At 33.5% G+C, this 25914-nt stretch carries 25 protein-coding genes and 1 pseudogene; 21 read left to right on the top strand and 5 right to left on the bottom strand.

The window, feature by feature from the left end; genetic code table 11:
• On the bottom strand, positions 1-523 hold a 523-nt coding region (locus BN349_RS20810; protein WP_019244241.1), incomplete at its 3' end, for an IS110 family transposase.
• 379 nt (positions 524-902) lie between these two features.
• On the opposite strand from BN349_RS20810, the gene BN349_RS20815 reads away from it, so the two are divergent.
• The 3 genes from BN349_RS20815 to BN349_RS20835 all read left to right on the top strand — a co-directional run bounded on the left by BN349_RS20815 (position 903) and on the right by BN349_RS20835 (position 3145).
• The gene (locus BN349_RS20815) at positions 903-1172 is read left to right on the top strand and encodes a hypothetical protein (protein WP_019244242.1); all 270 of its coding nucleotides are present in this window, start codon (positions 903-905) and stop codon (positions 1170-1172) included.
• A 153-nt stretch (positions 1173-1325) separates the two neighbouring features.
• Positions 1326-1460 (top strand): hypothetical protein, encoded by a 135-nt coding sequence (locus BN349_RS26510; RefSeq protein WP_019244243.1) that lies wholly within the window; start codon positions 1326-1328, stop codon positions 1458-1460.
• A 920-nt stretch (positions 1461-2380) separates the two neighbouring features.
• Positions 2381-3145 (top strand): sulfite exporter TauE/SafE family protein, encoded by a 765-nt coding sequence (locus BN349_RS20835; RefSeq protein ID WP_019244246.1) that lies wholly within the window; start codon positions 2381-2383, stop codon positions 3143-3145.
• Positions 3146-3587: 442 nt separating this feature from the next.
• On the opposite strand, the gene BN349_RS20840 is transcribed toward BN349_RS20835, so the two are convergent.
• Both BN349_RS20840 and ahpC read right to left on the bottom strand, forming a co-directional pair.
• Complete coding sequence (locus tag BN349_RS20840; protein ID WP_019244247.1) at positions 3588-4025, bottom strand: Dps family protein; 438 nt, start codon at positions 4023-4025, stop codon at positions 3588-3590.
• A gap of 50 nt (positions 4026-4075) precedes the next feature.
• Positions 4076-4639, bottom strand: a complete 564-nt coding sequence (gene ahpC / locus BN349_RS20845; protein ID WP_019244248.1) for an alkyl hydroperoxide reductase subunit C — start codon at positions 4637-4639, stop codon at positions 4076-4078.
• A gap of 451 nt (positions 4640-5090) precedes the next feature.
• Between ahpC and BN349_RS26695 the strand changes: the two genes are divergently transcribed.
• From BN349_RS26695 to BN349_RS20865, 5 genes are all read left to right on the top strand, one after another.
• Positions 5091-5219, top strand: coding sequence for a hypothetical protein (locus BN349_RS26695; RefSeq protein ID WP_269719709.1), 129 nt, complete (start codon positions 5091-5093; stop codon positions 5217-5219).
• Positions 5206-5475: an ATP-binding protein gene (locus tag BN349_RS20850; RefSeq protein ID WP_232423591.1), complete on the top strand. Its 270-nt coding sequence runs from the start codon at positions 5206-5208 to the stop codon at positions 5473-5475. The genes BN349_RS26695 and BN349_RS20850 overlap by 14 nt, the downstream gene beginning before the upstream one ends.
• A gap of 499 nt (positions 5476-5974) precedes the next feature.
• On the top strand, positions 5975-6394 hold the full coding sequence (locus BN349_RS20855; RefSeq protein ID WP_019244250.1) for a MarR family transcriptional regulator: 420 nt from the start codon (positions 5975-5977) through the stop codon (positions 6392-6394).
• A 30-nt stretch (positions 6395-6424) separates the two neighbouring features.
• Complete coding sequence (locus BN349_RS20860; protein ID WP_019244251.1) at positions 6425-8065, top strand: MDR family MFS transporter; 1641 nt, start codon at positions 6425-6427, stop codon at positions 8063-8065.
• 416 nt (positions 8066-8481) lie between these two features.
• The gene (locus tag BN349_RS20865) at positions 8482-10215 is read left to right on the top strand and encodes a methyl-accepting chemotaxis protein (protein WP_034294961.1); all 1734 of its coding nucleotides are present in this window, start codon (positions 8482-8484) and stop codon (positions 10213-10215) included.
• A gap of 81 nt (positions 10216-10296) precedes the next feature.
• Here BN349_RS20865 and BN349_RS20870 read toward each other — a convergent pair whose 3' ends face one another.
• Both BN349_RS20870 and BN349_RS20875 read right to left on the bottom strand, forming a co-directional pair.
• Positions 10297-11202: an AEC family transporter gene (locus tag BN349_RS20870; RefSeq protein ID WP_019244253.1), complete on the bottom strand. Its 906-nt coding sequence runs from the start codon at positions 11200-11202 to the stop codon at positions 10297-10299.
• 394 nt (positions 11203-11596) lie between these two features.
• Positions 11597-12331, bottom strand: a complete 735-nt coding sequence (locus BN349_RS20875; protein WP_019244254.1) for an SDR family NAD(P)-dependent oxidoreductase — start codon at positions 12329-12331, stop codon at positions 11597-11599.
• Between the two features lie 509 nt (positions 12332-12840).
• Between BN349_RS20875 and BN349_RS20880 the strand changes: the two genes are divergently transcribed.
• The 13 genes and pseudogenes from BN349_RS20880 (at position 12841) to ptcA (ending at position 25902) form a co-directional block, all read left to right on the top strand.
• Complete coding sequence (locus tag BN349_RS20880) at positions 12841-13284, top strand: MarR family winged helix-turn-helix transcriptional regulator (protein ID WP_019244255.1); 444 nt, start codon at positions 12841-12843, stop codon at positions 13282-13284.
• Positions 13285-13332: 48 nt separating this feature from the next.
• Positions 13333-14274: pseudogene (locus BN349_RS24510) on the top strand (ring-cleaving dioxygenase).
• 96 nt (positions 14275-14370) lie between these two features.
• On the top strand, positions 14371-15429 hold the full coding sequence (locus BN349_RS20890; RefSeq protein WP_019244258.1) for an LLM class flavin-dependent oxidoreductase: 1059 nt from the start codon (positions 14371-14373) through the stop codon (positions 15427-15429).
• Between the two features lie 478 nt (positions 15430-15907).
• Positions 15908-16249: a zinc ribbon domain-containing protein YjdM gene (locus tag BN349_RS20895; RefSeq protein ID WP_019244259.1), complete on the top strand. Its 342-nt coding sequence runs from the start codon at positions 15908-15910 to the stop codon at positions 16247-16249.
• Between the two features lie 375 nt (positions 16250-16624).
• Positions 16625-17611, top strand: coding sequence for a LacI family DNA-binding transcriptional regulator (locus tag BN349_RS20900; RefSeq protein WP_019244260.1), 987 nt, complete (start codon positions 16625-16627; stop codon positions 17609-17611).
• Positions 17612-17732: 121 nt separating this feature from the next.
• Positions 17733-19175: a sucrose-specific PTS transporter subunit IIBC gene (locus BN349_RS20905; protein ID WP_019244261.1), complete on the top strand. Its 1443-nt coding sequence runs from the start codon at positions 17733-17735 to the stop codon at positions 19173-19175.
• Between the two features lie 65 nt (positions 19176-19240).
• Positions 19241-20719, top strand: a complete 1479-nt coding sequence (locus tag BN349_RS20910; RefSeq protein WP_019244262.1) for a glycoside hydrolase family 32 protein — start codon at positions 19241-19243, stop codon at positions 20717-20719.
• Positions 20720-21012: 293 nt separating this feature from the next.
• Positions 21013-21321, top strand: coding sequence for a YwqI/YxiC family protein (locus tag BN349_RS20915; RefSeq protein WP_019244263.1), 309 nt, complete (start codon positions 21013-21015; stop codon positions 21319-21321).
• Positions 21322-21340: 19 nt separating this feature from the next.
• On the top strand, positions 21341-22693 hold the full coding sequence (locus BN349_RS20920; protein WP_019244264.1) for an LXG domain-containing protein: 1353 nt from the start codon (positions 21341-21343) through the stop codon (positions 22691-22693).
• A 34-nt stretch (positions 22694-22727) separates the two neighbouring features.
• The gene (locus BN349_RS20925; RefSeq protein WP_019244265.1) at positions 22728-23051 is read left to right on the top strand and encodes a DUF4176 domain-containing protein; all 324 of its coding nucleotides are present in this window, start codon (positions 22728-22730) and stop codon (positions 23049-23051) included.
• On the top strand, positions 23035-23376 hold the full coding sequence (locus BN349_RS20930) for a hypothetical protein (protein ID WP_019244266.1): 342 nt from the start codon (positions 23035-23037) through the stop codon (positions 23374-23376). Before BN349_RS20925 ends, BN349_RS20930 begins: the two co-directional genes overlap by 17 nt.
• Before the next feature lie 54 nt (positions 23377-23430).
• On the top strand, positions 23431-23994 hold the full coding sequence (locus BN349_RS20935; RefSeq protein WP_019244267.1) for a hypothetical protein: 564 nt from the start codon (positions 23431-23433) through the stop codon (positions 23992-23994).
• A 912-nt stretch (positions 23995-24906) separates the two neighbouring features.
• Positions 24907-25902 (top strand): putrescine carbamoyltransferase, encoded by a 996-nt coding sequence (ptcA, locus tag BN349_RS20945; RefSeq protein ID WP_019244269.1) that lies wholly within the window; start codon positions 24907-24909, stop codon positions 25900-25902.
• The last annotated feature ends 12 nt before the right edge of the window (positions 25903-25914 follow it).

Below are 25914 nucleotides of genomic sequence, written 5' to 3' on the forward strand. Positions count from 1 at the left end.
CCGAATACAATTCCCCAAACACACCTACATACTCTGGAAATACTTGATCCAGCACGGATTGAAACTGTAACTTAGTCTGCACAAACATACCTGTCAAATTCTCGTGCTGTCTCGTCAGATTACGCAGGTTTAAAAGCTGAATGCCTCGCTTTTTATATGGCTGTAAATCCTCTTTGTAATACAGCTCGCAGAGGTGGCGGGCATCGATTATGTCTGTTTTGACTTTACGTAAACTCGAACTTTTCGCTTTGTATGAAATGAGTGGATTCACAATGATTAATAAGTATCCTCTTTTCTCAAAATACTGAACGACAGGCAGATGATAATGCCCCGTAGACTCCAAAACAATGGGTGGTTGTAAGCCTGATAGATCTTCTACTTCTTTGATAAAGGTGTGTAATTCCTGTAATCCATCCAGTGTATGTGCGACTTTAAAGCTCTTTTTGTAAGGTTTCTTTTTCTCCAAGAACGCTTGAACCTGACTTTCTCCTTTTGCAACATCCAGACCAATGACTGGATTCATGATATCTCCTCCTCATCAATGAATTAGCTGGTAACCCCTAAATGGCTCCTTATAGTGTCATAGCTTCGCTTGTTATACGAGATCTAAGTCCCAACCAGCTTCAATCATGTTTCTATAAGTAGGGGGCGAACGGTTTAGTTGACGGGGTCAAACCCCACGAGCAGGGACGTTCTACCCCAGCTACCTCTAGTATTCTAGACCCCAATTAAAAAGGTCAACCAATTAACTTGGTCAACCTTATAATACGAAAGGAGTAGGATAGTTCAACATTAGTTTACCGAGAATTTACAAAATGTTACAATCTAAGTGGTTCTGCATGCCCTCATCTTTATATTCAAATAAATAAAGCTGTATCTAAGAAAGCTAGGAGAAGCTCAAAATGTTATTTATCTGCTATTTGTCCTTTTTATGCTTATTTATTTTTATTCTTTTTAGTCAGAATACCAAGCGGTGGATTAAAGTTATTTTAGGTATTATTGAAATTGTACTCTTTACTCTATACTTAAATGTTATTAGAAATAGTGATTTGGAGCCTAAAATGGAACTTTATGAATATCATCCTAATAAAGGAGATTATATTGAAACCCCATTTATAAATACGGATATAGATCCTTTTCTTCCATTCTTTCCTTTTTTATGTTTATTTTAAATGGATAAGAAATACGCAAAGAAAAGACGATATTAATAGGTGCTAGAGTTGAAGATGAGGTAGTCGTTTTAACAGTCTTTTTTGGGAACAAAAGGGAGTAGGATAGTTGAATAAGAAGTTAATATTTAGCAAAATAGATTAATGAGAATTTCTATGGGGAGAGGTTGGCTTCTAATAATAGAGTTGTTTGGTATTGATTCTAATGTTAGAAAAGTTAAGAATCAAAATGTAGAAATTATTGAATTATTAAAGCAATTGGATAATCTTTCGTTGCCATTAGCCTTCTGAGCCCAGCCTTTGAACTGCGCTTTAAAAGACAAAGCCACGCAATTGCTGCGTGGCTCTGTAGTTAACGATCTACTACCTTCAGGGTAAATTTTTCCCATTTATCTGTATTGAAATGTATTTCTTTATAACCGCCTGCAGGGGAGCTTTCAGAAAATAATTCTGTTTTTGTAAACTGAAAGAAATAATAGTAGCTCCCACCAAGTAAAAGTACAGTAATGAATACACCAATCAATATCCACGAAATAAAATCCGATATTCTTTTTTCTTTTATATTCGTTCCCTCTTTTTTCCATCATGATTTTCCCTTCTAGGTAATGAATAGGACCATCTTAATGAATAACAACTCGATAGTTCTTTGTTAGTTATTATTTTGTGTTTTCGCATGCAGACACAACTCCATTTAGAAATTGTTCAAAACAATCATACTTTTTTATATAGTCTGATTCATCGAGCGTTTCAGCAGTTAGATATTCCAGTTCAAAAGTCACTTTCTGCAATTCATCAAATTCTTTAGTCAACTTCTTTTCTTTGATATCATCTTCAAAGTAGTTGATATAATGTACTATTGGCAACAGCACAAAAGAATCGGCAAACTTATCGAAGGATGCATATCCCGATTTTTTGCCCTGGATTTATGTCACTTAAACAAAACGTGACATTTTTTTGTTGCAGTTTAGTTTCCAACTCTATTTGTTCTATACAGTGGAATATCCCCACTTCGTTTTTGTTTTACAAATTAACGTATATGGTGAGTATCATTATAGAGAATTTCATATAAAGAGGATAATTTAAGTAAAAGAAAGAATAGTTATATATGTTAAAGAGTATAATGCTGTCAATCGTATGAAATATCAATGAGGCGGAATGGTACGGTGCAATTGTTATAAAGTAAATTTGCTTTTCATTAGGAGAATACTAGAATGGAAGATTTAAATGTATATACTATTTTAATTTTAGTTTTGTTCGGTTTTCTAGCTGCTTTTATCGATTCAGTAGTTGGTGGTGGAGGCTTAATTTCCATTCCTGCTTTACTATTTACAGGGCTGCCTCCAGCGACTGCAATTGCTACGAATAAATTGGCTAGCACGATGGGATCTTTAACGAGTACAATAACGTTTGTCAAATCAGGAAAAGTGAACTTTCGTTTAGTGAGTAAATTGTTTCCCATTGTTTTTGTAGGCTCGATTTTGGGGGCTTGGATGGTTAGATATGTGCCAAATGAAATTTTAAAGCCATTAATTATTGTGCTATTAATAGTAGTAGCGATATATACAATCTTTAAAAAGGACTGGGGAAGCACATCTACTTATCAAAAGCTGTCTCTTATAAAAGTCAGTATTTTTGCTATTGTTATGTTTATTATTGGGTTTTATGATGGTTTTTTTGGCGCAGGTACCGGATCATTTATCTTATTTGCATTCCTACTTATTGGATTTGATTTTATTCAATCTGCTGGTAATGCTAAGTTTTTAAATTTTGGAAGTAATATAGCCGCATTGATTCTGTTTATTATTATAGGAGAAGTTAATTTTTATTACGGAATTCCAATGGGTATTTCTATGATAATAGGAGCTATTGTAGGTTCTCATTTTGCTATAAAAAAAGGTGCCAAATACGTTCGGTTTTTATTTATTTTAGTAACACTTTTCTTAATAAGTAAAATTGCATTGGATTATCTGATGTAAGTGTACCTTATCTTCAAAAAAGACATTAGTTAATATACTAATGTCTTTTTTGAAGATAAGGAAGTATAGATCTGGACCAAGACATCTGTCTAACCTAATACCTGCTATGCTCGGCTATATGCTGTTCCTTTTCGGAAGGAACAATCTATTGTATAGTCTAGCTGCAGTGGTTAGCTCATCGAGATCATAAGCCAATCTGTCCAGAATTATAAAAATCACCCTTCTGACCAGCTCTTCGTCTTATGCTGGTCGGAGTCCTACGGGATATAGGTCACAAAGGCAAGGCCACTGTTGTTGCCCCGCCTTTGTTCATTATTTTCAATTCCACATGTCTCCTTTTGGAGTAGAAGCATACCATGGAATGAAACTGTAAATGGATTTACAATTTCACTAAGATAATAGCTATACCCAAATGGAATGGTAAAATTTTTAAAAAACTTTTTTATCCTAAGTATGCTTTAAGCATCCACATATTTTTCTCTAGAGTTGCTTTTATTTCTAAGAATAGATCAGCTGTTTCCTCATCATTATTGTCTTCAGCTACTGTTAAAAGTGTATCAATGTCTTTTGCGATATTTGAAAAGTCATTAAGTATCACTTGTACCATTTCATTTGCATTCTCTGAGTTGTTCGCTTCTTTAATAGTAGCAATTTCTAACACTTCTTTTAATGTAGCAACGGGTTGACCGTTAATTGTAAGTAGACGTTCTGCAATTTCGTCAATATAAGTTGAAGCATCTGTATAAAACTCTTCAAATTTTTCGTGTAATGTAAAGAAGTTTGGCCCTTTTACATACCAATGAAAATTATGAAGTTTCGTATATAGTAAAGTCCAGTCCGCAACTTGTTTATTCATTAATGTGTGTAATTGATTATTCATTTAAATTCCTCCAAAAAGTATAATTTTTAATAATTGTGTTCCATTTTCTTTTAAATCTTGCCGACCAAATCTAAGCTAGGTTCTAGCGTTTCTTCACCTGGGTTCCATTTTGCAGGACAAACTTTATCTCCATGTGCTTCTACAAATTGTGCAGCTTGAACTTTGCGAACTAATTCTTCGGCATTTCTTCCTATACCCATATCATTGATCTTGTAAACTTTAATAATTCCATCTGGGTTTACAATGAAAGTACCTCTTAGGGCAACACCCTCAGGTTCTACTAATACGCCAAATTGCTTCGATAGAGCTTGTGAGGGATCGGCTAGCATAGGATATTCAGTTTTAGCTATAGTATCAGTAGCATCCGCCCAAGCTTTATGTACGAAGTGGCTATCTGTTGATACGGAATAGACTTCGCAATTTATTTCTTTTAATGTTTCATAATGATCTTGTACATCAACTAGTTCTGTCGGACATACGAATGAAAAATCCGATGGATAGAAAAAGAATATAGACCATTTCCCTTTTATATCGTTTAATGAAATCTCTTTAAATTCGCCAGCGTGATATGCTTGAACGCGAAAATCTTTCACGGCTTTATTAATAAATGACATTATGTTATGACCTCCCGTTGTATGAAGTATATTATTTATAATAATTCTTAACTAGTAATAAGTCAAATATATTTTTTGTAATAATTATCATTTTCATAAAAAGTTCAAAAGGATGATTTTTTATATTAAATAGCATAATTATTGATAATTATTATAGAAAAAGAATCATACGGAAATAAAGTATGGTTTTTTTATTCTCATTTAAATAAAATAAATGAGAATTCGGAAGGAGATATAGTCATTTAATTTGTTTGGAAATCGCCGAAAGCGAGTATTTTGTAGCTGAACTGAATCTATTCTTATGACTTGTAAAAGGTAACAAAAGAAAACAGTCATATTAAAACATGGACCGTTAAGATATTTAAGTTTTTCTTAAGGTTTTCTTTTATTTCTCTTTATAGTCGGTCTATAAAATAATTTTATACAAACTGATTTATAGGGGCGATGATAAATGAAGAGAAAGGATGTTGTCATATGCTTGTTTATAACAATTGTTGTCCGTTTTTGGGGCTTTCAAAAATATCATATCCAATGCTCTAAAATATGGCATGGATGGGAAAGACATTTTGGTCATTATTAACCGAGAAGGTCATTATGCGGCAGTAGATATTATTAATTATGGAGATCCTATTCCTGAGGCTGCGATTCCATTATTATTTGATAGACTTTATCGAGTGGAAACTTCCAGATCTTCTGAAACTGGAGGTACAGGACTGGGATTAGCTATAGCTAAAGGAATTGTCGAATCACATCATGGCTCTATAAAAGTGGCTAGCAATCAACAAAGGACTAGCTTTAAAGTGCTACTACCTCTTGTACAAAGCGTTCAAGAATAAGGAGATCTATTTTTTATATAGTAAGTGTGAGCTTAAGCATACTCATTAAAAAAATCATTCAAGATAAAGCATAGGGGCGTTTAAAAGCTGATTATAAAATCACTTTTGAACGCCTCTTTTTTATGCAAATCAGCTTTTTTCCTAAAGAAAGAATAGCTCTTGGTTGGAAAGAAAAAATAATTGATAAAGATAAATAGAATGGTAATTTTTAAAGAGTAATGAGAATAAACTGAAAAATCTTTCTTGACACGAAATAAAAATCGTTTTATATTGTTCATCATCCAAATAATTAACTTCTTAATTATTTAGTATTGAATTATTAAGTAGTTAATTATTTTGTTGCTTTTTTTTACAAAGACTCTGTTTAAGGTGATTGCTGAAAATGTCTGTTTTCTTACTTACAAATGTTAGCTGTTGGGGTTTACTCGAATGGCTATTCCAACAGAAGTCGGTATGAAAGTGTAACAGAGTCTTAACTAAAGGAAGGAGAAAGTGATTATTGGCTAAAAATGAAGAATTATTCGAGGTTACTACCATGTTTCAGATGTTCCTAAAGGGAATAGCGCGAGAGTGGAATAGTAAAGGCTATAAATTAAATCCCAATCAATTCAAGGTACTGAAAATTCTAATGAATTCTGGGCCACAAAAAGTATCAAACCTTGCAGATGCACTTTGTATATCCTCGGCTGCAGTAACGGGGATAACAGATCAGCTATTAGAAGATGGCTACGTAAAAAAAGAACGGGGAGAAAATGATCGAAGAGTTGTAAATATTACTCTTACAGAAAAAGGAAAAGCTGAAGCTGAGTATCTCCAAAAGATTCAAAATGAAAATCTTAAAGCACGTTTCGATGTTCTTCCTGATGAAGAAATACAAAATTTAAAACGAATTTTATCTTTGTTAAATTCGAGTTTATAAGAATACGTTAGGGAGAGTGGGGAAATAAGAATGGAACATTTATCAAAAAATAAAAAAATAACAATAATGTTTGCGATTATGGCAGCCATGTTCTTTGCGGCTATTAACCAAACCATTACTAGTACGGCAATGCCTCGTATTATTGCGATATTAGATGGTATGGATTATTATACGTGGACAATTAATATCTATTTACTAACATCAACTATAGCAACCGTTCTAGTTGGGAAGCTATCAGATATTTTTGGACGTAAACCATTTTTATTACTAGGTATTTTGTTGTTTATGATTGGTGCATTTTTAACAGGTACCTCAAATGATGTATATCAATTTATTTTTTATAGAGGGATTCAAGGGGTTGGAGCTGGTATTATCCAATCCACTGCTTTTACTGCTGTAGGAGATCTGTTTGCTCCTCGTGAACGTGGTAAATGGATGGGTCTAATGTCGGCAGTATTTGGCTTCTCAAGTGTTCTTGGACCTTTATTGGGGGGCTATTTAGTAGATCATTTAGATTGGCATTGGTTATTCTGGATTTTCTTACCGATAGGTTTTGTAGCCTTTGGAATGATTTTAGTATTGTTTCCAAAAGTGGAGCGTGGAATTGGTCAGACAATCGATTATCTTGGTTCATTGTTTATTACGACCACCATTGTACCATTATTACTTGCCTTCTCTTGGGCTGGCACAGAGTACGATTGGGGTTCTCCACAAATCATTGGGTTAATATCGGGTTCTATTGTATCTGCAGCTATCTTTGTTTTTGTAGAATCAAAGGTAAAAGATCCTCTTTTACCACTGCATTTATTTAAGAATAATATTGTAACGATTTCGAACTTAATAGGCTTTATCATGAATTTTGGTATGATGGGTGCTATGATTTATATTTCGTTTTTTGTTCAAGGTGTGCTAGGCATTTCGCCAACATATGCTGGTTATGTAACAATGCCAATGTCTATCGTAATGGTTGTAGCAAGTGCAGTGACCGGTCAATTAATGGCTAAGTCAGGAAAATATAAGCGCTACGCTCTAATTGGAGTTCCTATCATGATTGTGGGTATGGCCATTATGATTTTCATGAATAATGTTTTCATGGCTGTACTAAGTATGATTGTTTTCGGGTTTGGTTTGGGACTAGGAATGCCGGTTTTCTCATTAGCAACACAAAATGCCGTGTCACATAAAGAGCTAGGGGTAGTAACAGCGTCCTCTCAACTTTTTCGAAACTTAGGTGGTACGATTGGTGTTGCTGTGATGGGAACAGTCATGTCCAACAATTTAAGCACGCATTTAAAAGAGGCTATGCAATCTGCTTCCGCTCCTGACTTTTCGAAGGTAGATCCGAAAATTGCAGAGCAGATGGTTGCTTTTGCTAATCCACAAGCATTGATGAATAAACCGTTACTTGAAAAAACACAAGCGAGCTTACCGGCGGAGATTCAACCAATATTTGCGCAAATGATTGATAATATTCGTGATGCTTTATCACAAACATTATCAACCGTATTCTTGACAGGTACAATTGTTTTAGTGGTTGCCTTTTTACTAGTATTCTTTTTAAAAGAGATACCGCTTCGAACTTCAAACATAGCAGAAGAAATAAATCATAAAAATGAGAAGAGCGGAGCTAACAATGCAGCACAGGGTCAATCACAACATCTAGAATCATAATGAACAAAGATAAACGAGCAACTTGAAGGTTGCTCGTTTATTTTATATGGGATTTTGATAATAGAAAAAGTCTTAACAATTGAAACACTCTCTTTCTTCTATATCCCTTTGCAATAGATGACTAATACTTTTTAAATAACAAAAACGGTGGTTTAAGACTTTAACATCGATTAAATTAACACTGCCTTCTATATAAAAGAATAGATTTATTATCTTCACTCTGACAAATTATTTAAGTGAAAATCTGAACGTTTATTAATAAAATTGAAATAATTATATAATTATTTCAATTATTATATTAAAATAATTTATGTATATGTATATACTTTGTCTAAATTCATATGAGCTTAGTTTGATGGAAGAGAACTAGAACTAGTAATTAGGGGAATCACTTGGAATGGAGTAGGTATGAATTTATGAAACAGAAAAGCTTAAAGAAATCCATTTTAAATGTCTTAATAATTATCGTTTGTATATTATTAATTAGCAATATTACGATTTTGTATTTGAATTCGAAGGATTCTATTATTGGAACCTACCAAAAAAATGGGGAAGTAAATGCTGAACGTGTTACTTCTGAGTTAAATATAAAGAAATATGAGGAGTTTCTTCAAAATCCAACTGATAATTCATTATATCAAGATTTAGTAGATGAATTAAATCATGTTAGAAAAAGCACAGGTTCATTGTATGTCTATATATTAGATGCTGAAAATAAAAAACTAAAAATGATGATCGATGGTAGAGATGATCCAAGTCCTATCGGTTCAGAGGTAACAGGAACGACGTATAGAGATGCTGAACCGGCTTTTCAAGGAAAGTTAACGAGTAGTGATTTAACTAAAGATGAAGAGTTTGGAGATTACATATCCTCGTTTGCTCCGATTAAAAATAGTAATGGTGAAGTGATTGGGGTATTAGGGATGGATGTTGATGCAAACTTGGTTAAAGATGTTCAAAAACAAGTGCTAAGTAAAGGGTTACCTATTGTAATTTCTATTATTATCATTCTATCAGCGCTTCTATTAATTGCTTTGTATTTCTTCCTCAATAAAAAAATGAATCCTCTTAAACATCTTATGAAAGTAACGCAAACTATTACAGATGGGGATTTAGCGGAAGCAAACAAATTGTTAAATGAGTTGGATATAAAAGCGAACAATGAAATTGGAAATCTGTATCAATCTACAAAGAGAATGACAGAGACCATGGAGCTTTTAATAGGAAAGATACAGACTATTGCCGTTACGCTGAATGACAAAGGTACGTATTTAAGTCAATCGTCTAATGAAGTAAGTGAAGGTACTCAACAAGTATCTACTACTATGGAAGAAATGGCTTCTGCTACCGAATCAGAAGCACAACTAGCGGCGAACTTAAATGAGCATATGATTGAATTTTCTAATCTATATCAACAAACGACTTTGCAAGGTAATGCCATTGTCGAAGCAACACACCAGTTACTAGAAGAGTCTAATTCAGGTACGCAATTAATGAATGATTCTAAGGACGAGATGGAAGAAATCTATCAAATTATCACGAGCTCTGTTGAGCAAGTGAAAATATTAAATGAAGAAAATAAGAAAGTTTCATCACTTGTTTCATTTATTAGTGGTATTGCTGATCAAACAAATTTATTGTCACTAAATGCAAGTATTGAGGCAGCACGAGCAGGAGAGCACGGTAAAGGTTTTGCAGTTGTTGCAGGAGAAGTTGGAAATTTAGCGAAAGAAGTATCTAACTCTGTAAAAGATATAGATGCCATTGTAAAAATAGTTACAAGTAATTCTTTGAAAATGGTAAATATTTTAGAGACAGGATTAGATAAAGTGAGAAATGGTAGAATGAATTTAATTCAAACAGGTGATACGTTCAATAACATATCTGGTTCTTTATCTCTTATGAATGAATTAGCACAAGATATGCATGACCAGCTCTCGATTGTTTCAAAAAAGGAAACAGATATTAATGATGCCATAATGGAAGTAGCATCTATTTCAGAAGAAAATGCTGCAAGTGTTGAAGAAGTATCGGCATCGAGCCAAGAAATACATGCATCTATTCAATCATTAAGCAATCTTGTTCGAGATTTAAGTCAAACGTCACAAGATCTTCATCGAATGGCTAGTCAATTTATTATAGATAAATAATAAAAGAGCGTGTGAAAATGATTCTTTCTCATTTTACACGCTCTTACTTTTCTTACGATGTTGTATATCTTTCCGAAACTATTACACTCCTAAATAAAATAGGACAATGGGAATAGTAATAATACTTAAGAGAGTCGTAATCAATGTAGTAAAGGAAACGAGATCAGGCTCCGTTCCGAATTGGATGGCAAACATTGTTGTGTTGGCAGCTGCGGGCATTGCTGCCTGTATGATTAATACATCCTTTAATAGCGTCGATATTGGCAAAAATGAAACGATAAAAATAGCTATTATAGGCGATATAACCATCCGAATGAAAGTAACCCATGATACAAAGCGGTAGGCTACTCGTTTATTGGCAATGACAGCTAATTGCATTCCAAGAACTAACATAACCGTTGGAATGGATGCGTCGGCAATTAAAGAAATAGCTTCCATAAATGGTTTTGGTATATGTATAGATAATAATTGAAGAATGATTCCTGCGATAGCTCCGTGAATAACGGGCATTCGTATTACTTTCTGGAAGGATTCTTTTATAGAGGCTTCATCTTCACCTCCAAGTGAAGCGAAAAAGAGACCTATTGTATTCATTAGAAAAGATTGAAAGACCATCATAATGACAGCATAATCAAAGCCGATTTTTCCTAGTGCAAATAAAACAATGGGTGCCCCATAGTTCCCGCTGTTCATGAATGCTCCTCCGAGCATCATTGCAGACAATTGTTGTTTAGTTGCTTTTGTGAAAATAGCGGTAATCCAAACAATAATCATTAATATAAAGCAAAGAATTAGGCAAAATAATATGATATAGAAATATTCAGCTGTTAATTCATTTACATAAAATGTACGAAATGCTAAGAAAGGTGACATGATATACAGAGAAACTTTCGATATCGATTGAATATCAAAATCTAGCATTTTTTGACCGATATATCCGGCCAAAAAAATCATAAAAGCTGGCAATACAACCATTAATAGATCCAACACTATTCATCTCCGTCCAGTTAATCTAGGTATGTATTTGGGAATTAATAAAAGACTTTCTAGATTATTTTAACAAATAATATAATAAGGCATTAATTTGGTGCTTAAAGAGAAATAGCTTCATTGTTTATACGAATGGTTGTTTTTTAGATTGGTGGTTTTTAGTGAAGTTTGATAAATAAATACTTTATGTAAGTTTCATACTCTTTCTTATCTCAAAAAAAGTAAAATGAAGCGATGCACAGGACAAAGCAGGTAACATCAGCTTTTTTAGAAAGTAAAAGTACACTTTATAGCAAACAGTCCATAAAATGGAGATCACATAAAGCGAAGGGCCTCTGAAAAGTAATAAAAATCACTTTTCAGAGGCCCTTTTAATTAGATTTAAATGAGATTAACGTGCAGAGTATCCACCGTCGATTACAAGTTCTCCACCTGTGATATAAGAAGCTTCATCAGATGCAAAGAATAGAATAGCGTTAGCTACTTCTTCTGCTTTACCAAGACGTTGCATTGGAGTAGCTTTAACAAGCATTTCCATAGCTCCTTTGTATTCTGTTAATTTAGCAGTCATAGGTGTTTCAATTACACCAGGGAAAACTGTATTAACACGAATGTTGAAGCTACCTAATTCTGCTGCAGCGGCACGAGCAATAGCGCGTAAAGAACCTTTTGATGCAGAATAGTGGTTGAAACCAGAACCGATGATTGCAGTGTATGAAGAAGTGTTTACGATAGAACCTTTACCAGCTTCTTTCATATATTTAGAAACATGTTTAATGCCTAGGAATGGACCAAATGAATTGATTTTGTGCATAATTGCCCAATCAGCATCAGTTATTTGATCAGGTGTTTTTTCAGAAGAAATACCTGCATTGTTAATTAAGATATCAATACGACCGTATTTATCTACAACAGCTTTTGTTAATTCAGCCCAATTTTCATCAGAAGAAACATCTAATTTCATTCCTTCAACATTGTCTAATTCTGCGATTTTTGCTAAGTTTTCTTCGTTAATATCAGCAGCGATAACTGTAGCACCTTCACCAGCGAATAATTTAGCCATTGCAGCTCCCATACCAGATGCTCCACCAGTAATAATTGCAATTTTGTTTTCTAAACGTCCCATAAAAAAACATCCCCTTTATTTAAAGTTATAATAATGTCGGATATTTTAGTGCTAAAACATTTAACGTTAAAATATCCGCAGTGATGGTATAACCATCGTATGACTTTTACCGTAATTATGATTTTTGGATCAGAGATTTTAGTATGATCATAACTAATTTCTCCCTTTTGAATCCCCATATTTAGTCTAAAACTAAATCAAAAAAAAAGAAAGAAATCTGTCTCAGAATATACACATATTATTTATTTTTTTGACTTTTATGATAAAAATGTGAACATTAAGAACGAAAATCTCACTTTACGAATGCATAAACATTGACGTTCTGCGACTTTTTAGCTATTTCAAAATAAGTAAATGTGAAATAACGCACATAAAATATGAAATATATTGTGAATATAATCACAATATGTGTAATTTGAAATTACTAATATTTCCGAGCATATGTGTTGTGTTTTTATCATTTGATTAGTAAAGTGATAGTAAGAATATTGAAGATGAGAGGGATTCCTATGCATGATAATACTATGGGCTCATTAATATGGTTAAGATTAATGCGATTTACAAATCAAAGTAATCAAATGTCGAATGATTTTTTAAAGCGTTTTGATTTAACTACTGCTCAATTTGATGTACTTGTACAAATTAGTGTTTATCAGCCGCTTACACAAATGGAACTTGCTGAAAAGGTGACAGTTACACAAGGTGGAATATCACGTATGCTAGTACGGCTTGAAAAAGAGGGTTATATAGTACGGAAGCAGGATTGGAAAACGAAAAGGATTAGTCTAACGGAAAAAGCAGAAACCTTATTAGAAAAAGTAATGCCTGAACAACTAGCATTTCAATCATCGTTCTTTGACGATGTGTTAAGTGCAGAGGAACAAAAAACTTTATATACATTAATCACTCGTGTTCATAAACATAGCCAAAAGAAAGAGGTACCGGTAGATTAATTTTTTTATCATATCATTTGACTAGTTAAGTTAAAAAGGAGAGATAATATGCATCCATTTTTAGGGCACCATCATGTATCAATGATTACAAAAAATGCACAACAAAATAACCTGTTTTATCAAAAAATATTAGGTTTACGGAGAGTGAAAATGACAGTTAATCAAGATGATCCCTCTATGTACCATTTGTTTTATGGAGATTTAATTGGTGGTCCAGGTACAGAGTTATCATTTTTTGAAATGCCGATTGTGGGAAGAACGAAACAGGGTACAAATGCTATTACATGAATTGGGTTACTGGTTCCGTCATTTGAGAGTCTTGTTTATTGGAAAAAACGTTTAGAGTTATTTGATGTAGAGCATGGAGAGATTACCACATATGCCGGAAGAGATGCTTTGCATTTTGAGGATTCAGAAGGTTTAAGATTGGTATTAATAAATAACAATAATGAAAAAGTACCAGAGCATTGGTCTGTTTGGACAGATTCTAAAGTGGAAGAAAAGCACTGCATCTTAGGATTAGGACCGATTGAAATAACCGTTCGTTATGTAGATCGTTTAGCAAATACCTTGAAGGATTTACTTGGTTATATAGAAGTAAGTCGTACAGATGATGAGGTGATTTACCAGGCGCAATCGGAGCAATTATTTGGAGAAATTATTGTTAAACAGAAAGAAGGACCAAGTGAAAAGCCAGGAAGAGGAAGTATTCATCATTTAGCCATTCGAGTAAGTGATGAAGCTGAGCTAATCTATTGGGATCAAAAAATAAACGAAAGAGGCTTCCAGTCATCGGGGATTGTGAACCGTTATTATTTTCAAAGTATCTATTTCCGTGAATCAAATGGAATATTATTTGAAATTGCAACGGATGGACCTGGGTTTACAGCGGATTCGACCATTGAAAAGTTAGGTAAACAGTTAGATCTGCCGCCGTTTTTAGAAAAAAGACGAGCTGAAATTGAATCAAAATTGAAGCCATTAGACTAATTAAAATGGGATTGATGGGAGAAGTTCAAAGTGAAGTAATTGAGTTTTATAGTGCTACTAGCGCCAGATCAATATGAAATAAAGGGGAGAATGAATATGGAACAATATCGAATCGATATAAAAAAAGGAATGGAATTTGGTTTATATTCTATTGGTGATCATTTACTGAACCCTCATAACGGTTCAAAGATAAGTGCTGGACAACGAATTCGTGAATTAATAGAGGCAAGCAAACTAGCGGATGAAGCAGGGTTAGATGTATTTGCGGTAGGTGAAAGTCATCAGACTCATTTTACCACTCAGGCACATACTGTTATTTTGGGTGCAATTGCACAGGCGACTAAAAATATTAAAATTGCTAGCTCGGCAACTGTATTGAGTACGTCTGATCCAGTTCGGGTGTACGAAGATTTTGCAACTATTGATTTGATTTCAAAAGGACGAGCGGAAATTGTAGCAGGTCGTGGTTCGAGGGTAGGGGCATATAGTTTGCTGGGATATGACGTAAATAATTATGAAGAGTTATTTGAGGAGAAAATGGATCTTCTTATACAAATAAATAAAGGGGAACCTGTGACATGGGAAGGGAACTTCCGAGCAACATTAAAAAACGCAAATATCATACCGAAGCCATGGAATGGAAATATGCCTATTTGGAGAGCGGTAGGAGGTCCTCCAGCTAGTGCAATAAAAGCTGGATACGCGGGTGTGCCAATGATGCTTACAACATTGGGTGGACCGGCGATTAATTTTAAGATATCTGTAGATGCTTATCGTGAAGCAGCAGAACGAAGTGGCTTCGATCCGAAAGCTTTGCCACTTGCGACGACGAGTTTATTTTATACAGCAGAAAATTCACAAGATGCACTTCAAGAGTATTATCCACATCTTCATTCTGGCATGTTGGCTCTTCGTGGTGGCGGCTATCCTAAGCAACAATTTGATCAGTCTACAGATTATCGCGAAGCATTAATGGTGGGAAGCCCACAACAAATCATAGAAAAAATGATCTATCAGTATGAATTATATGGTCAACAACGCTTTATGGCACAAATAGATTTTGGTGGTGTGCCTTTTGATAAGATTATGAAAAATATTGAATTAATAGCTACGGAGATATTGCCGGCCGTTAAAAAATATACTGTAAAACAATAAGCAATTTTCATTAAATAGCCTTCAAACGGCATTAATCAATCGTTTGATTAAATATGTTTGAAGGTTTTTTTAAGTTTTTATATTCACTACTTGTTCATAGGCAACAAAATATACGAAAACAGCCTGTTCATTATTCAAATTGGAGCATGTCATGTTAATCGTATTCGGTATTGTAATTTTAATCATTTCAGCACATGTTAAGGTAATAAGTATAGAAGGCATAAAAATTAGTTGTTGTATAGTGGCTTTCTAAGATTTAGGGAACATGTTTCATTTTAAAAGACATCTTAAATGTATTTTGTTATATAGAGATAATAAAGTGAGAAGTATATGAGTATGGAATGAAGGGTTGTCAATCAGAGAAGACTGTGCCAATATATAAGCTGATAAGAAACTTCTTTTAAATGTAATATTATATTAAAAAAATTAATCGTTTATAAATATAAGAACGATTGATGATAATTGGAGGAAAATGTTTATGTCTAATGTGCCAAATTGCCCTAAATGTAATTCAGAATATACGTACGAAGACGGAAGTCTTTTCGTGTGTCCAGAATGTGCATACGAATGGAATTTAGAATCAGAAAATGAAAATAATGAAGATCAAAAAGTAGTAAAAGATGCAAATGGAAATGTGCTGAATGACGGAGATGCAGTAACTGTTATTAAAGATCTTAAAGTCAAAGGCAGTTCATCTGTTTTAAAACAAGGTACAAAAGTGAAAAGCATTCGCTTAGTAGATGGAGATCATGATATTGATTGTAAAATAGATGGTTTCGGAGCTATGAAGTTAAAATCTGAATTTGTTAAAAAAATATAAGATAATTAGGATAAAATAGCCTATATCTAATAAGGAAATCCCTCGTCATTCTCATATGAAGAAATGGCGAGGGATTTTTGATTAGTTATTAAATAATCCACTAGGTAGTTAATATAAAGATTTCATTATTCACTGGAATTAGAATCAAAGCGAAGATAAGTCTGTCTTATATAGATAAAGCGAGATATTTTCTGGAGGTGTTGAATGTTTAGGTGAAATATAGCCTTTTTCAAATGCCCTTACGTTTTTATATTATTGTTTAAAACGAATAAAATGAAAAATGGTTGATTTGTCTATTTGCTTACTGATGGTGCTTTTTCATCATTCTTTCATGTATAATCATTTTATTAATTAGTCATAATAAGGAGCGAGAAAATGGCAACGACAATTGCAGATATTGCAAGAATTGCTGGATTTGCAAAAAGTACAGTTTCCCGTTATTTAAATGGCGGTTCTGTCAGCAAAGAAACGAGTAAAAGAATCGAAGAAGTTATACTGGAAACAGGTTACTCACCTAATCGTTTTGCTCAAAGTTTAAAAGCAAAGCAAACAAAAATAATTGGAACGATTGTACCTCGCTTAGATTCTTTTGCAACTAATCAAACCTTAATCGGAATTGATGAACAGTTGCGAGACCTAGATTATCAGGTACTTATATCTAATACAAGTCAAAATGTTCAGCGTGAACTAGAAAATCTAAATACATTACAAAAACAAAGAGTCGCGGGCATCATATTATTAGCTACAGTAATTACAGAGGAACACATAGAGACGGTTAATCAAGCGGATATTCCGATTGTTATTGTAGGGCAGCAACAAGAGCAAATGTATAGTGTGATTCATAATGATATCGGAGCAGCATATCAATTGGGACAAGAAGTACTGAAAATGGGGCATAGGAAAATTGCCTATCTCGGTGTAACTGAAAAAGATATTGCAGTTGGAATCAAACGAAAAGAAGGGTTTAAAAAAGCTGCTGATGAGATCCCAGATTGTACGGTAAGGTATTTTGAGACAAGTTTTAAAATTGAAGATGCTGTTGAGAAGGTTGAAGAAATGCTCAAAGATTTTGTGCCTACCTTAATTGTTTGTGCAACTGACAATATTGCATTCGGTGCATTAAAAGCCTTGCAAAAAAATGGATTGCGTGTTCCTCAAGATATTTCTATTACTGGATTTGGTGGCTATAGTATGACAGAGTTCACTAATCCGGAAATTACAACTGTGAAGTTTCGCTATAAAGACGGTGGAAAAATAGCAGCTCAAAATATAGTAAAACTAATAAACCAAGAAGAAATTCCAAAAATAACCACATTGAAATATGATATTATTCATCGTGAAAGCGTTGACATGAAAAAATAAAGCATTTATAATCTGATAGGAACCGGTTCCAAAATTGTTCTAGAAACGATAGAGGTTTCTATTAGATTTTTTTATACAAATTAGGAACCGGTTCCAATACAAAGAAGAAGGTGAACAGAAAATGAATCATAGAAAGATTGCAGAAGAAATTCTCGTAGCTCTAGGTGGAAAAGAAAATGTTGCAGCTGCAGCACACTGTTCTACAAGACTCCGTTTAGTTATAAATGATGAATCTATTATTGATCAATCAAAGCTTGATGCGATTGATGCAGTAAAAGGTACTTTTTCAACTGGTGGTCAGTTTCAAATTATTATCGGTGCTGGAACTGTAAATCTAGTGTATCAACAACTTGCTGAACTAACAGGATTATCGGAAATGTCTACAAAAGAAGTTAGTTCTGTTGGTAACAAGAAGATGAATCCACTACAACAATTCGTTAAAATGCTTTCAGATATTTTTGTTCCAATTATTCCTGCTATCGTTGCAGGTGGTTTACTAATGGGTTTAAACAACTTATTGACAGCACAAGATTTCTTCATTGAAGGAAAATCAATCATTGAAGCATATCCGCAAATGGCTGACTTAGCCGCACTGATTAATACATTTGCAAATGCAGCATTTGTGTTCTTACCAGTTCTTATAGGTTTCTCTGCAGCCAAAAGATTTGGAGGAAATCCTTATCTGGGTGCTGCATTAGGTATGTTAATGGTACACCCTGATTTGTTAAATGGTTATAACTATGCAGATGCAGTAGCTAACAATGAGGTGCCAGTATGGAAAATATTTGGTGTTGAGATTGAAAAGGTAGGATACCAAGGAACAGTTCTACCAGTTTTAGTTTCATCTTTCATCTTAGCGAAAATCGAATTATTTTTACGTAAGAGAGTGCCATCATTCCTTGATAATTTAATTACTCCACTTGTTGCTATTTTTGTAACAGGAGTGCTTACGTTCATGTTTGTTGGTCCACTAACTCGTGGAGCAGGTAATTTATTAACAGATGGACTTGTTTGGTTGTATGACACGACTGGTGTTATTGGCGGAGCAATCTTCGGTTTATTGTACGCTCCAATTGTCATTACAGGTATGCATCATAGTTTTATTGCTGTAGAAACGCAATTAATTGCAGATATTGCGAAAACAGGAGGTTCATTTATCTTCCCAGTAGCAGCAATGTCAAACGTTGCTCAAGGTGGCGCAACTTTAGCGGCGCTATTGTTAATAAGAGATGCGAAAATGAAAGGTGTTGCTTCTGCAGCAGGTATTTCCGCACTTTTAGGTATTACAGAATCAGCCATGTTTGGTGTTAACTTAAAGTTACGTTATCCATTTATCGGAGCTATTATCGGTTCTGGTGCTGGAGCAGCCTTCATTTCATTATTTAAAGTCAAAGCAATCGCTCTAGGTGCCGCTGGACTACCAGGAATTATTTCGATTGCTCCTAACAAAATTTTCTATTATATCATCTGTATGGCTATCAGTATTGGTGTAGCCTTTGCAGTAACAATTTTCTTAGGTAAACGTGATGCAATAAAACAAGCAAAAAATAATAAAGCTGCATAATAGTATGAACAATGGGGAATCGAACGGTGATTTCCCTTCGTTCATTTTTAAAGGAGAAGACGTGTATGGAATGGACTAGAGAGAAACGCTATCGTCGTCTTTCAGATGCTAGCCCAATTGAAATAAAAGAATTAGAGAATAAAGTAAATCAATGTCCATGGAGACAGCACTATCATATTCAACCAACAACAGGATTGTTAAATGATCCAAATGGATTTTCCTATTATAACGGGGAGTATCACTTGTTTTATCAATGGTTTCCGTTAGGTCCAGTTCATGGCTTGAAATATTGGTACCATACAACATCCAAAGATTTAGTTCATTGGCAAAATCAAGGAGTAGGTATTGAGCCGGGTCATTATTATGATAGTCATGGTGCTTATTCTGGTAGTGGAATTGTGCACGAAGACAAGCTTCATTTATTGTATACAGGAAATGTTCGTGATGATAATTGGGTGCGTTATCCATATCAAGCCTTAGCTATTATGGATAAAGATTTACGAGTAGAAAAACAAGAAAAAGCTGTTGTTGAATCAGTACCTGCTGGATATACAGATCATTTTCGTGATCCGAAAGTTTGGAAGCATGGAGAGATCTTTTATATGGTTATTGGGGCACAAAGAGAAAATGAAACAGGATGTGCTGTCCTTTATAGTTCTACCGATTTGAAAGAATGGAAGTTGGAAGGGGAATTAGAAACGACGTTAAAAGATTTTGGATTTATGTGGGAATGCCCAGATTATATGGAGTTAGATGGTAAAGGAGTGTTTATTTTTTCACCACAAGGGCTAGATGCTTCAGGAGATTGCTATCAGAATATTTATCAATCTGGTTATTTAATTGGTGAGCCATTACCATTACCTCATCGAACTTTTTCTCACGGAGAGTTCCATGAATTAGACCGAGGCTTTGATTTCTATGCGCCACAAACAACAACTGACTTAGAAGGACGCCGAATTCTTGTTGGTTGGATGGGTTTGCCGGAAATAGCTTATCCAACTGATTCTAATGGGTGGGCACATTGCTTAACCATACCAAGAGAGATTACCATTCAAAATAACAAACTCATTCAAAAGCCAGTAAGGGAGTTAGAACAATTACGTGGTAAAAAACAAGAAGTGAGCGGAACGATTTGTGATGATGCGCAATCATTTAGTTCGTTTTCAGGTACTGTTTATGAAATGGTGTGCGAAATGACAAGTGAAGACGCTGCTTCTTTCGGATTGGAAATACGAGCAGGGGAGAAGAATAAAACGGTCATTGCCTATAATAGAAATGAGAAAAAAATCATTTTAGACCGAGGTCAGTCAGGTGAAGAAGTAGGTACGGAATATGGTACAACTAGAGCTTGTAGCTTTGCGGCCGAAATGATAAAATTTCATGTGTTTGTAGATTATTCTTCAGTGGAAATTTTTATCAATGATGGAGAAGAAGTGTTTACTTCACGAATCTTCCCTGATGCTAAAGATGATGGCATTCGTTTCTTTGCCAAAAATGGTAATGTAACCTTTTATGCAGTGAAATGGGAAATACAAAATTCGTGAGATGAATCATTAAATGATATTTGTTTATTAGTCTTTTATGGAGTAAACTCATGAATATTTTTGAGTATTAAAAAACACCTTTAATTGGAATTTCCTATTCCACTAAAGGTGTTTTATCTTTGAATATCGTTTATCAAAAGAAAGTTGCGATTTGTTTCTTTTATCTATGAAAAAAGGTAAAGAGAGGTAGTTCGAATTCCTTATTTTAGTTCTAATTGAAATATTAGGATTGAATATTTTGTGTTTTATAGTTATTTTGTGAATAAATGGATATTTGTGTATGTGGAAATGATTTGCAAAATAACTGTAAAGAAGTGATGCATTTGAAGGAGATTCTTATTAATTATAAGGATATTGAAAAAGTTCTTTCTAATATTAAATCATCTATTATTTCATTTAAAACCGATTTGCCTAAATCAATTGCAGATCATAATAAGCTGAATCTTGTCACAGAGATAGAAGAAATCAACAAACAATTAGAATTAGTATTAAAAAATTATCAGGCACTACTGATGAAAAATGAAGAGATGACGAGTAATTCTATAAAGATGATGAAGGCTTCAGATGAAAGTCTTGCAAATTCTATGATAAATAATTCTTGATTATAGGATGTGAATTTAGGTGAAAATTTTAGACGTGGATGATTTAGAAATTGGAATGGACACATTAACTCATTCTATTGAAGAAAAGAAACATTCTATCCTTGTTATTGAAAAAGCGATTAAAGAATTAATATTACTTGATTCATTTAAAGGTAGTGGGGCAGAAGCTATTAAGGCATTTTATGAAGACTGTCATCAGACGTTCCTTAATAAGTGTAAGGCTACTTTAGATAGTTTCAAAGAAAAATTAGTTGAATGTCAAGAGGAAGTACAGCGATTAGAGATTAGTAGTGAAGGTTTTATTAGAGAATCATTTTTAGTAAATGATATACCAAATCAAATAAATAGAATTACAAAAACTACAATAGAATTAGCTGGTGAAGCAAATGGATTAATTGAGAGTGTTAAAGATATCGTTCATTTACCGAACATTGATTATTCGGAATTTGGATATCGAGCACAACAAGTTAACCAATATAGTGACAATACTGTTGAAAAACTAGGAAATCTCGACTCGCAAGTAATTCATTCTTTAAGTAGTTTAAAGAATGAGCTTACATACCTTAATCTTTATATTAATGAAATGGATACGAGAATAACAAATGGTCAATTGTCTATAAATAATTATTCTACTAACCAATTGAAAGAGTTTGATGCTTTTTTATTAATCAACTCTCCCTTAAATGCTGAAGAGAAGATTAAGCTCCTTTCGAAAAATCAATTGTATTATGAACTAGGGTTTACTGACCCGATATTTTTCCACTTTGGGTTACCATCAGAGAAGAAAGAGAAAATAACATTTTTAGCTGGTGATACTGCACAAATAGGTGGAATGACTTTTTATGGTGGAACAGGGAGAATTGAAAACGATTGGTCAGGTAAGAAACAAATAGGTGGAAAAAGTAGTTTTGCCGGAATTAGTGTAGGTTTTAAGCATGATACAAAATATGTGGATACTTCCTTTAATCAAGATATTCTAAAGGGAGAAGTTCAAGCTACTATAGGTGGTGAAAATGTTTTACCATTGGCACAAGCAAGTGCAACGGCTTTAAATGCAAAAACTAGAGTAGTATTAGATAAAGATATACCTGGTATTGCAAGAGGTGTAGAGGCACAAGGAAATATAGCAAGTGCCAAAGCGTATATAGGAGTGGATAATGCTTCTATAGGTGCTTCAGCTAAGGCAGCGATTGCTGAAGGCGAAGTCAGTGGAATTTTTGGAATACCATTTACGGATTACAATATTAAAGCTACTGTTGGTGGATCTGCAGTTGGAATTGGTGGAGAAATCAAATTTGGAAAAGAGATGGTCGTTGATCTAAGATTCTTATTAGGTGCAAAAGTTGGTCTTGGTGTTGAAAAAGAAGAATAAAATTAAACTTCATTAGAGATAGGGGATATGTTAAATGTTAGATGAAATAAAGTCAATGTCAATAAGTAAAGGGAGTAGTTTGCTGCCAATAGGTTCAGTGTTACTAGTGGACTTTATTTCACAACCACTCATGGTATATGGAAGAAAGCAAAGACAATCATCAAATGAAGAAATATGGGATTATGTTGCATGTCCTTATCCTCAAGGCCATATCTCTGAAGAATCCAATGTTTTTTTTAATCATTTACAAATAGATGAAATTATTTTCAAAGGACTAGAAACAGATGGTGAAAAGGCAATGAGAGATAAATTGTGTGAACTTTTTGATGAGGAAGTTTCTAATGAAGAAGATTATTAATTGGTTAGTTGAACCATACATCATTGGAAAAAGGGAATGGTACCATTTAAAAGAAATGAAATATAATCTCAAATCCTCAAAAGAAAAAGCTAGAGTTATGCAATTGCAATATTTCACCATTTTGTTATTAGCTGTATACTCAGTGTTTCTATTTGCAACAATTGCTGATGTTATATTAGCTTTTTTTGTTGGATGGTATAGATTAGTGACACTTATTATGACGATTCCTTTAATGCTTATAACAAAGAAAATGCAAAAAAATCGATATATGAATAGAAGAGATGCTTTTATTAAAGGAGATTCGAATTTAATAAAACGTAAATAGAAAAATTATATTCGAGTTAAGTAAACATGACAGCAAAGAAGGGATGGAAAGAAAGTGAGACACTTTAGTTACTTAATTATTGTGCTTTTCATTATTTTAACGGGATGTAATGATTCTTCTAATAACAAAGAGAAAAATGGAACATTAGAGGAGAGTAGTAATAATAATTTGAATGAGCTTTCTAATAAAGAAAAGCAACAAATTATAACAAGTTATATTAATGAAGATATTAAAAAAGTATCTGATTATGAGTTAGAGGCTATTGAATCATTAGGAAAAGTATCTGGAGAAAACTATACAGATGAGGAAACTTTTTATAAAGAATTAGTAAATAAGACAATTCCGGCTCATGAAAAAGCGGTATCAGCGGCTAAAGACTTGAAACCTAAGTTGAAGGAATTAAACAAAGCAAACGAGAAGATGGTCTTAGCTATAAATGTTTTTCATGAATCTCTAGTTTTGGAAAAAGAAGCTCAGGATAAGAAAGATGATTCATTAAGAGAAAAATCGGTTGAAAAAATGGAAGAATATTATCAAGTTGTTGAAGAATATCATCAAGAAATGAAGAAAGTAAGTGATAAATATAATATTGAATATTCTCCTCTATCTACAAAGTGATATATGACATGGATAGGAAGACTGTAACTTTATCTTGTTATCAAAACTGATTTCACAATAATTTTCCTATTATGTGATAAAACCAACTGCTATGCGTATGGGTAGCAAAATGTTATACAACTAAAAAACTTGCTTTCGGTTCTATAATAGATATTGTTCAAGCCTCTAAAATAGAAAGAAAAGCGAGTATATGGGCCAATAAAGCGAATCGGAAATTTTCCCGATTACTGAAATAATGGATCTAACTGCTTGAATCCAACCAACTCAAAAATATATGTTGTACCATTTTTTCTTTCCTCTTTTTCTAAGCAAAAATTTTTCCAACAGCTTGAAGAAGATTACTTCTCAAAATCTAGCATGATTAAAAGAAATGGAAGAATTGGAAGGTAAGATAGTATCTATTTATTCGAAACCATCAACTTTATTCATAAAAGAAAGAGCAAAAAATCTTATGACTCATCCATTCTTTAAAGAATTTATATCGTTTTTTGCAGATACTGTTTTGGATATTCAAAATATAAAGTAGTATCGAACCGCTTTAGCATATAAAAAACACATGTGACGTTACTTTTTTGTAACAAGTCACATGTGTTTTTTATTGTTTATGGAAGTATTTTCATTGAACGTGCTAATTTCTTTCCATTTAGGTATGTAAAAATTAAACAAACGTTTGATTAATTGATATACAGTGAATAAATTTTGATTTCTGTACCCACTAATTTTAATATTAAACTTATTCTGGTAAAATGTTTTTTTGTTACTTAAAATGTATCACGTTACAGCTTGATTGTGCCTGTATCAAAAGGGCTCTAACCTATTTCAAAAGGTATTGTTGGTGTTTTATACTGTGTTTGTAGCAAGTAATACATATACATGCTCAATAAATCACAAAAAATTATGAGGTGAAATACTATGGTGAAAGATTATATCGATACTAAGGACTTTACAAAAGAAGAGATTATTTACATGATCGAGCTTGGTTTAAAAATAAAAGAATCTATTAAAAATGGTTATTACCCTCAGCTATTAAAAAATAAAACTTTAGGTATGATTTTCGAACAATCATCTACTCGTACAAGAGTATCTTTTGAAACAGCGATGACTCAATTAGGAGGACATGCTCAATATTTGGCGCCAGGTCAAATTCAATTGGGTGGACATGAATCAGTTGCTGATACAGCTCGAGTGCTTTCTAGATTAGTAGATATCATGATGGCTCGTGTTGAACGTCATCAAACAGTTGTAGAACTTGCTGAAAACTCAACAATCTCAGTTATTAACGGTATGTCAGATTACAACCATCCAACTCAAGAGCTAGGTGATGCAATCACAATGTTCGAGCATTTACCAGAAGGTAAAAAGATTGAAGATTGCAAAATCGTATTTGTTGGGGATGCTACTCAAGTTTGTGCATCAACAATGTTCATGGCTACAAAATTAGGTATGAATTTCGTACACTTTGGACCAAAAGGTTTCCAATTAAGTGAAGAACACCTGAAAATTGCTGAAGAAAACTGCAAAATCTCCGGTGGTAGCTGCTTAGTAACTGAAGATCCAGAAGAAGCACTTGCTGGCGCAGATTTCATTTATACAGATGTTTGGTATGGCTTATATGAAGCAGAGCTTTCAGAAGAAGAACGTATGAATATCTTCTATCCTAAATATCAAGTGGATGCAGAAATGATTAAGATGGCTGCACCTCATGTGAAATTTATGCACTGCTTACCTGCTACTCGTGGTGAAGAAGTAACTGATGAAGTATTAGATGCAGATTATTCTATAGTTATTGATGAAGCAGAAAATCGCCTTACTGCAATGCGTGCATTACTTGTTTACTTTATGCACCCTGAATATCGTCCTCAAACAGATGGTAAGCAATCAAATGTTAAAGAGCTAGTACTAAATTAAATATAAAGTCAT

The organism is Bacillus sp. AP8, assembly GCF_000321185.1.
In the GTDB taxonomy this organism is placed as follows: domain Bacteria; phylum Bacillota; class Bacilli; order Bacillales; family DSM-1321; genus Bacillus_AD; species Bacillus_AD massilioanorexius.

Excerpts from the sequence above, each read along its gene's own strand:
- BN349_RS20815 (WP_019244242.1), top strand. The coding sequence starts at position 903 with ATGTTATTTATCTGCTATTTGTCCTTTTTATGCTTATTTATTTTTATT.
- BN349_RS26510 (WP_019244243.1), top strand. The coding sequence starts at position 1,326 with ATGGGGAGAGGTTGGCTTCTAATAATAGAGTTGTTTGGTATTGATTCT.
- BN349_RS20835 (WP_019244246.1), top strand. The coding sequence starts at position 2,381 with ATGGAAGATTTAAATGTATATACTATTTTAATTTTAGTTTTGTTCGGT.
- BN349_RS20840 (WP_019244247.1), bottom strand. The coding sequence starts at position 4,025 with ATGAATAATCAATTACACACATTAATGAATAAACAAGTTGCGGACTGG.
- ahpC (WP_019244248.1), bottom strand. The coding sequence starts at position 4,639 with ATGTCATTTATTAATAAAGCCGTGAAAGATTTTCGCGTTCAAGCATAT.
- BN349_RS26695 (WP_269719709.1), top strand. The coding sequence starts at position 5,091 with ATGAAGAGAAAGGATGTTGTCATATGCTTGTTTATAACAATTGTTGTC.
- BN349_RS20860 (WP_019244251.1), top strand. The coding sequence starts at position 6,425 with ATGGAACATTTATCAAAAAATAAAAAAATAACAATAATGTTTGCGATT.
- BN349_RS20865 (WP_034294961.1), top strand. The coding sequence starts at position 8,482 with ATGAAACAGAAAAGCTTAAAGAAATCCATTTTAAATGTCTTAATAATT.
- BN349_RS20875 (WP_019244254.1), bottom strand. The coding sequence starts at position 12,331 with ATGGGACGTTTAGAAAACAAAATTGCAATTATTACTGGTGGAGCATCT.
- BN349_RS20880 (WP_019244255.1), top strand. The coding sequence starts at position 12,841 with ATGCATGATAATACTATGGGCTCATTAATATGGTTAAGATTAATGCGA.
- BN349_RS20890 (WP_019244258.1), top strand. The coding sequence starts at position 14,371 with ATGGAACAATATCGAATCGATATAAAAAAAGGAATGGAATTTGGTTTA.
- BN349_RS20895 (WP_019244259.1), top strand. The coding sequence starts at position 15,908 with ATGTCTAATGTGCCAAATTGCCCTAAATGTAATTCAGAATATACGTAC.
- BN349_RS20900 (WP_019244260.1), top strand. The coding sequence starts at position 16,625 with ATGGCAACGACAATTGCAGATATTGCAAGAATTGCTGGATTTGCAAAA.
- BN349_RS20905 (WP_019244261.1), top strand. The coding sequence starts at position 17,733 with ATGAATCATAGAAAGATTGCAGAAGAAATTCTCGTAGCTCTAGGTGGA.
- BN349_RS20910 (WP_019244262.1), top strand. The coding sequence starts at position 19,241 with ATGGAATGGACTAGAGAGAAACGCTATCGTCGTCTTTCAGATGCTAGC.
- BN349_RS20925 (WP_019244265.1), top strand. The coding sequence starts at position 22,728 with ATGTTAGATGAAATAAAGTCAATGTCAATAAGTAAAGGGAGTAGTTTG.
- BN349_RS20930 (WP_019244266.1), top strand. The coding sequence starts at position 23,035 with ATGAAGAAGATTATTAATTGGTTAGTTGAACCATACATCATTGGAAAA.
- ptcA (WP_019244269.1), top strand. The coding sequence starts at position 24,907 with ATGGTGAAAGATTATATCGATACTAAGGACTTTACAAAAGAAGAGATT.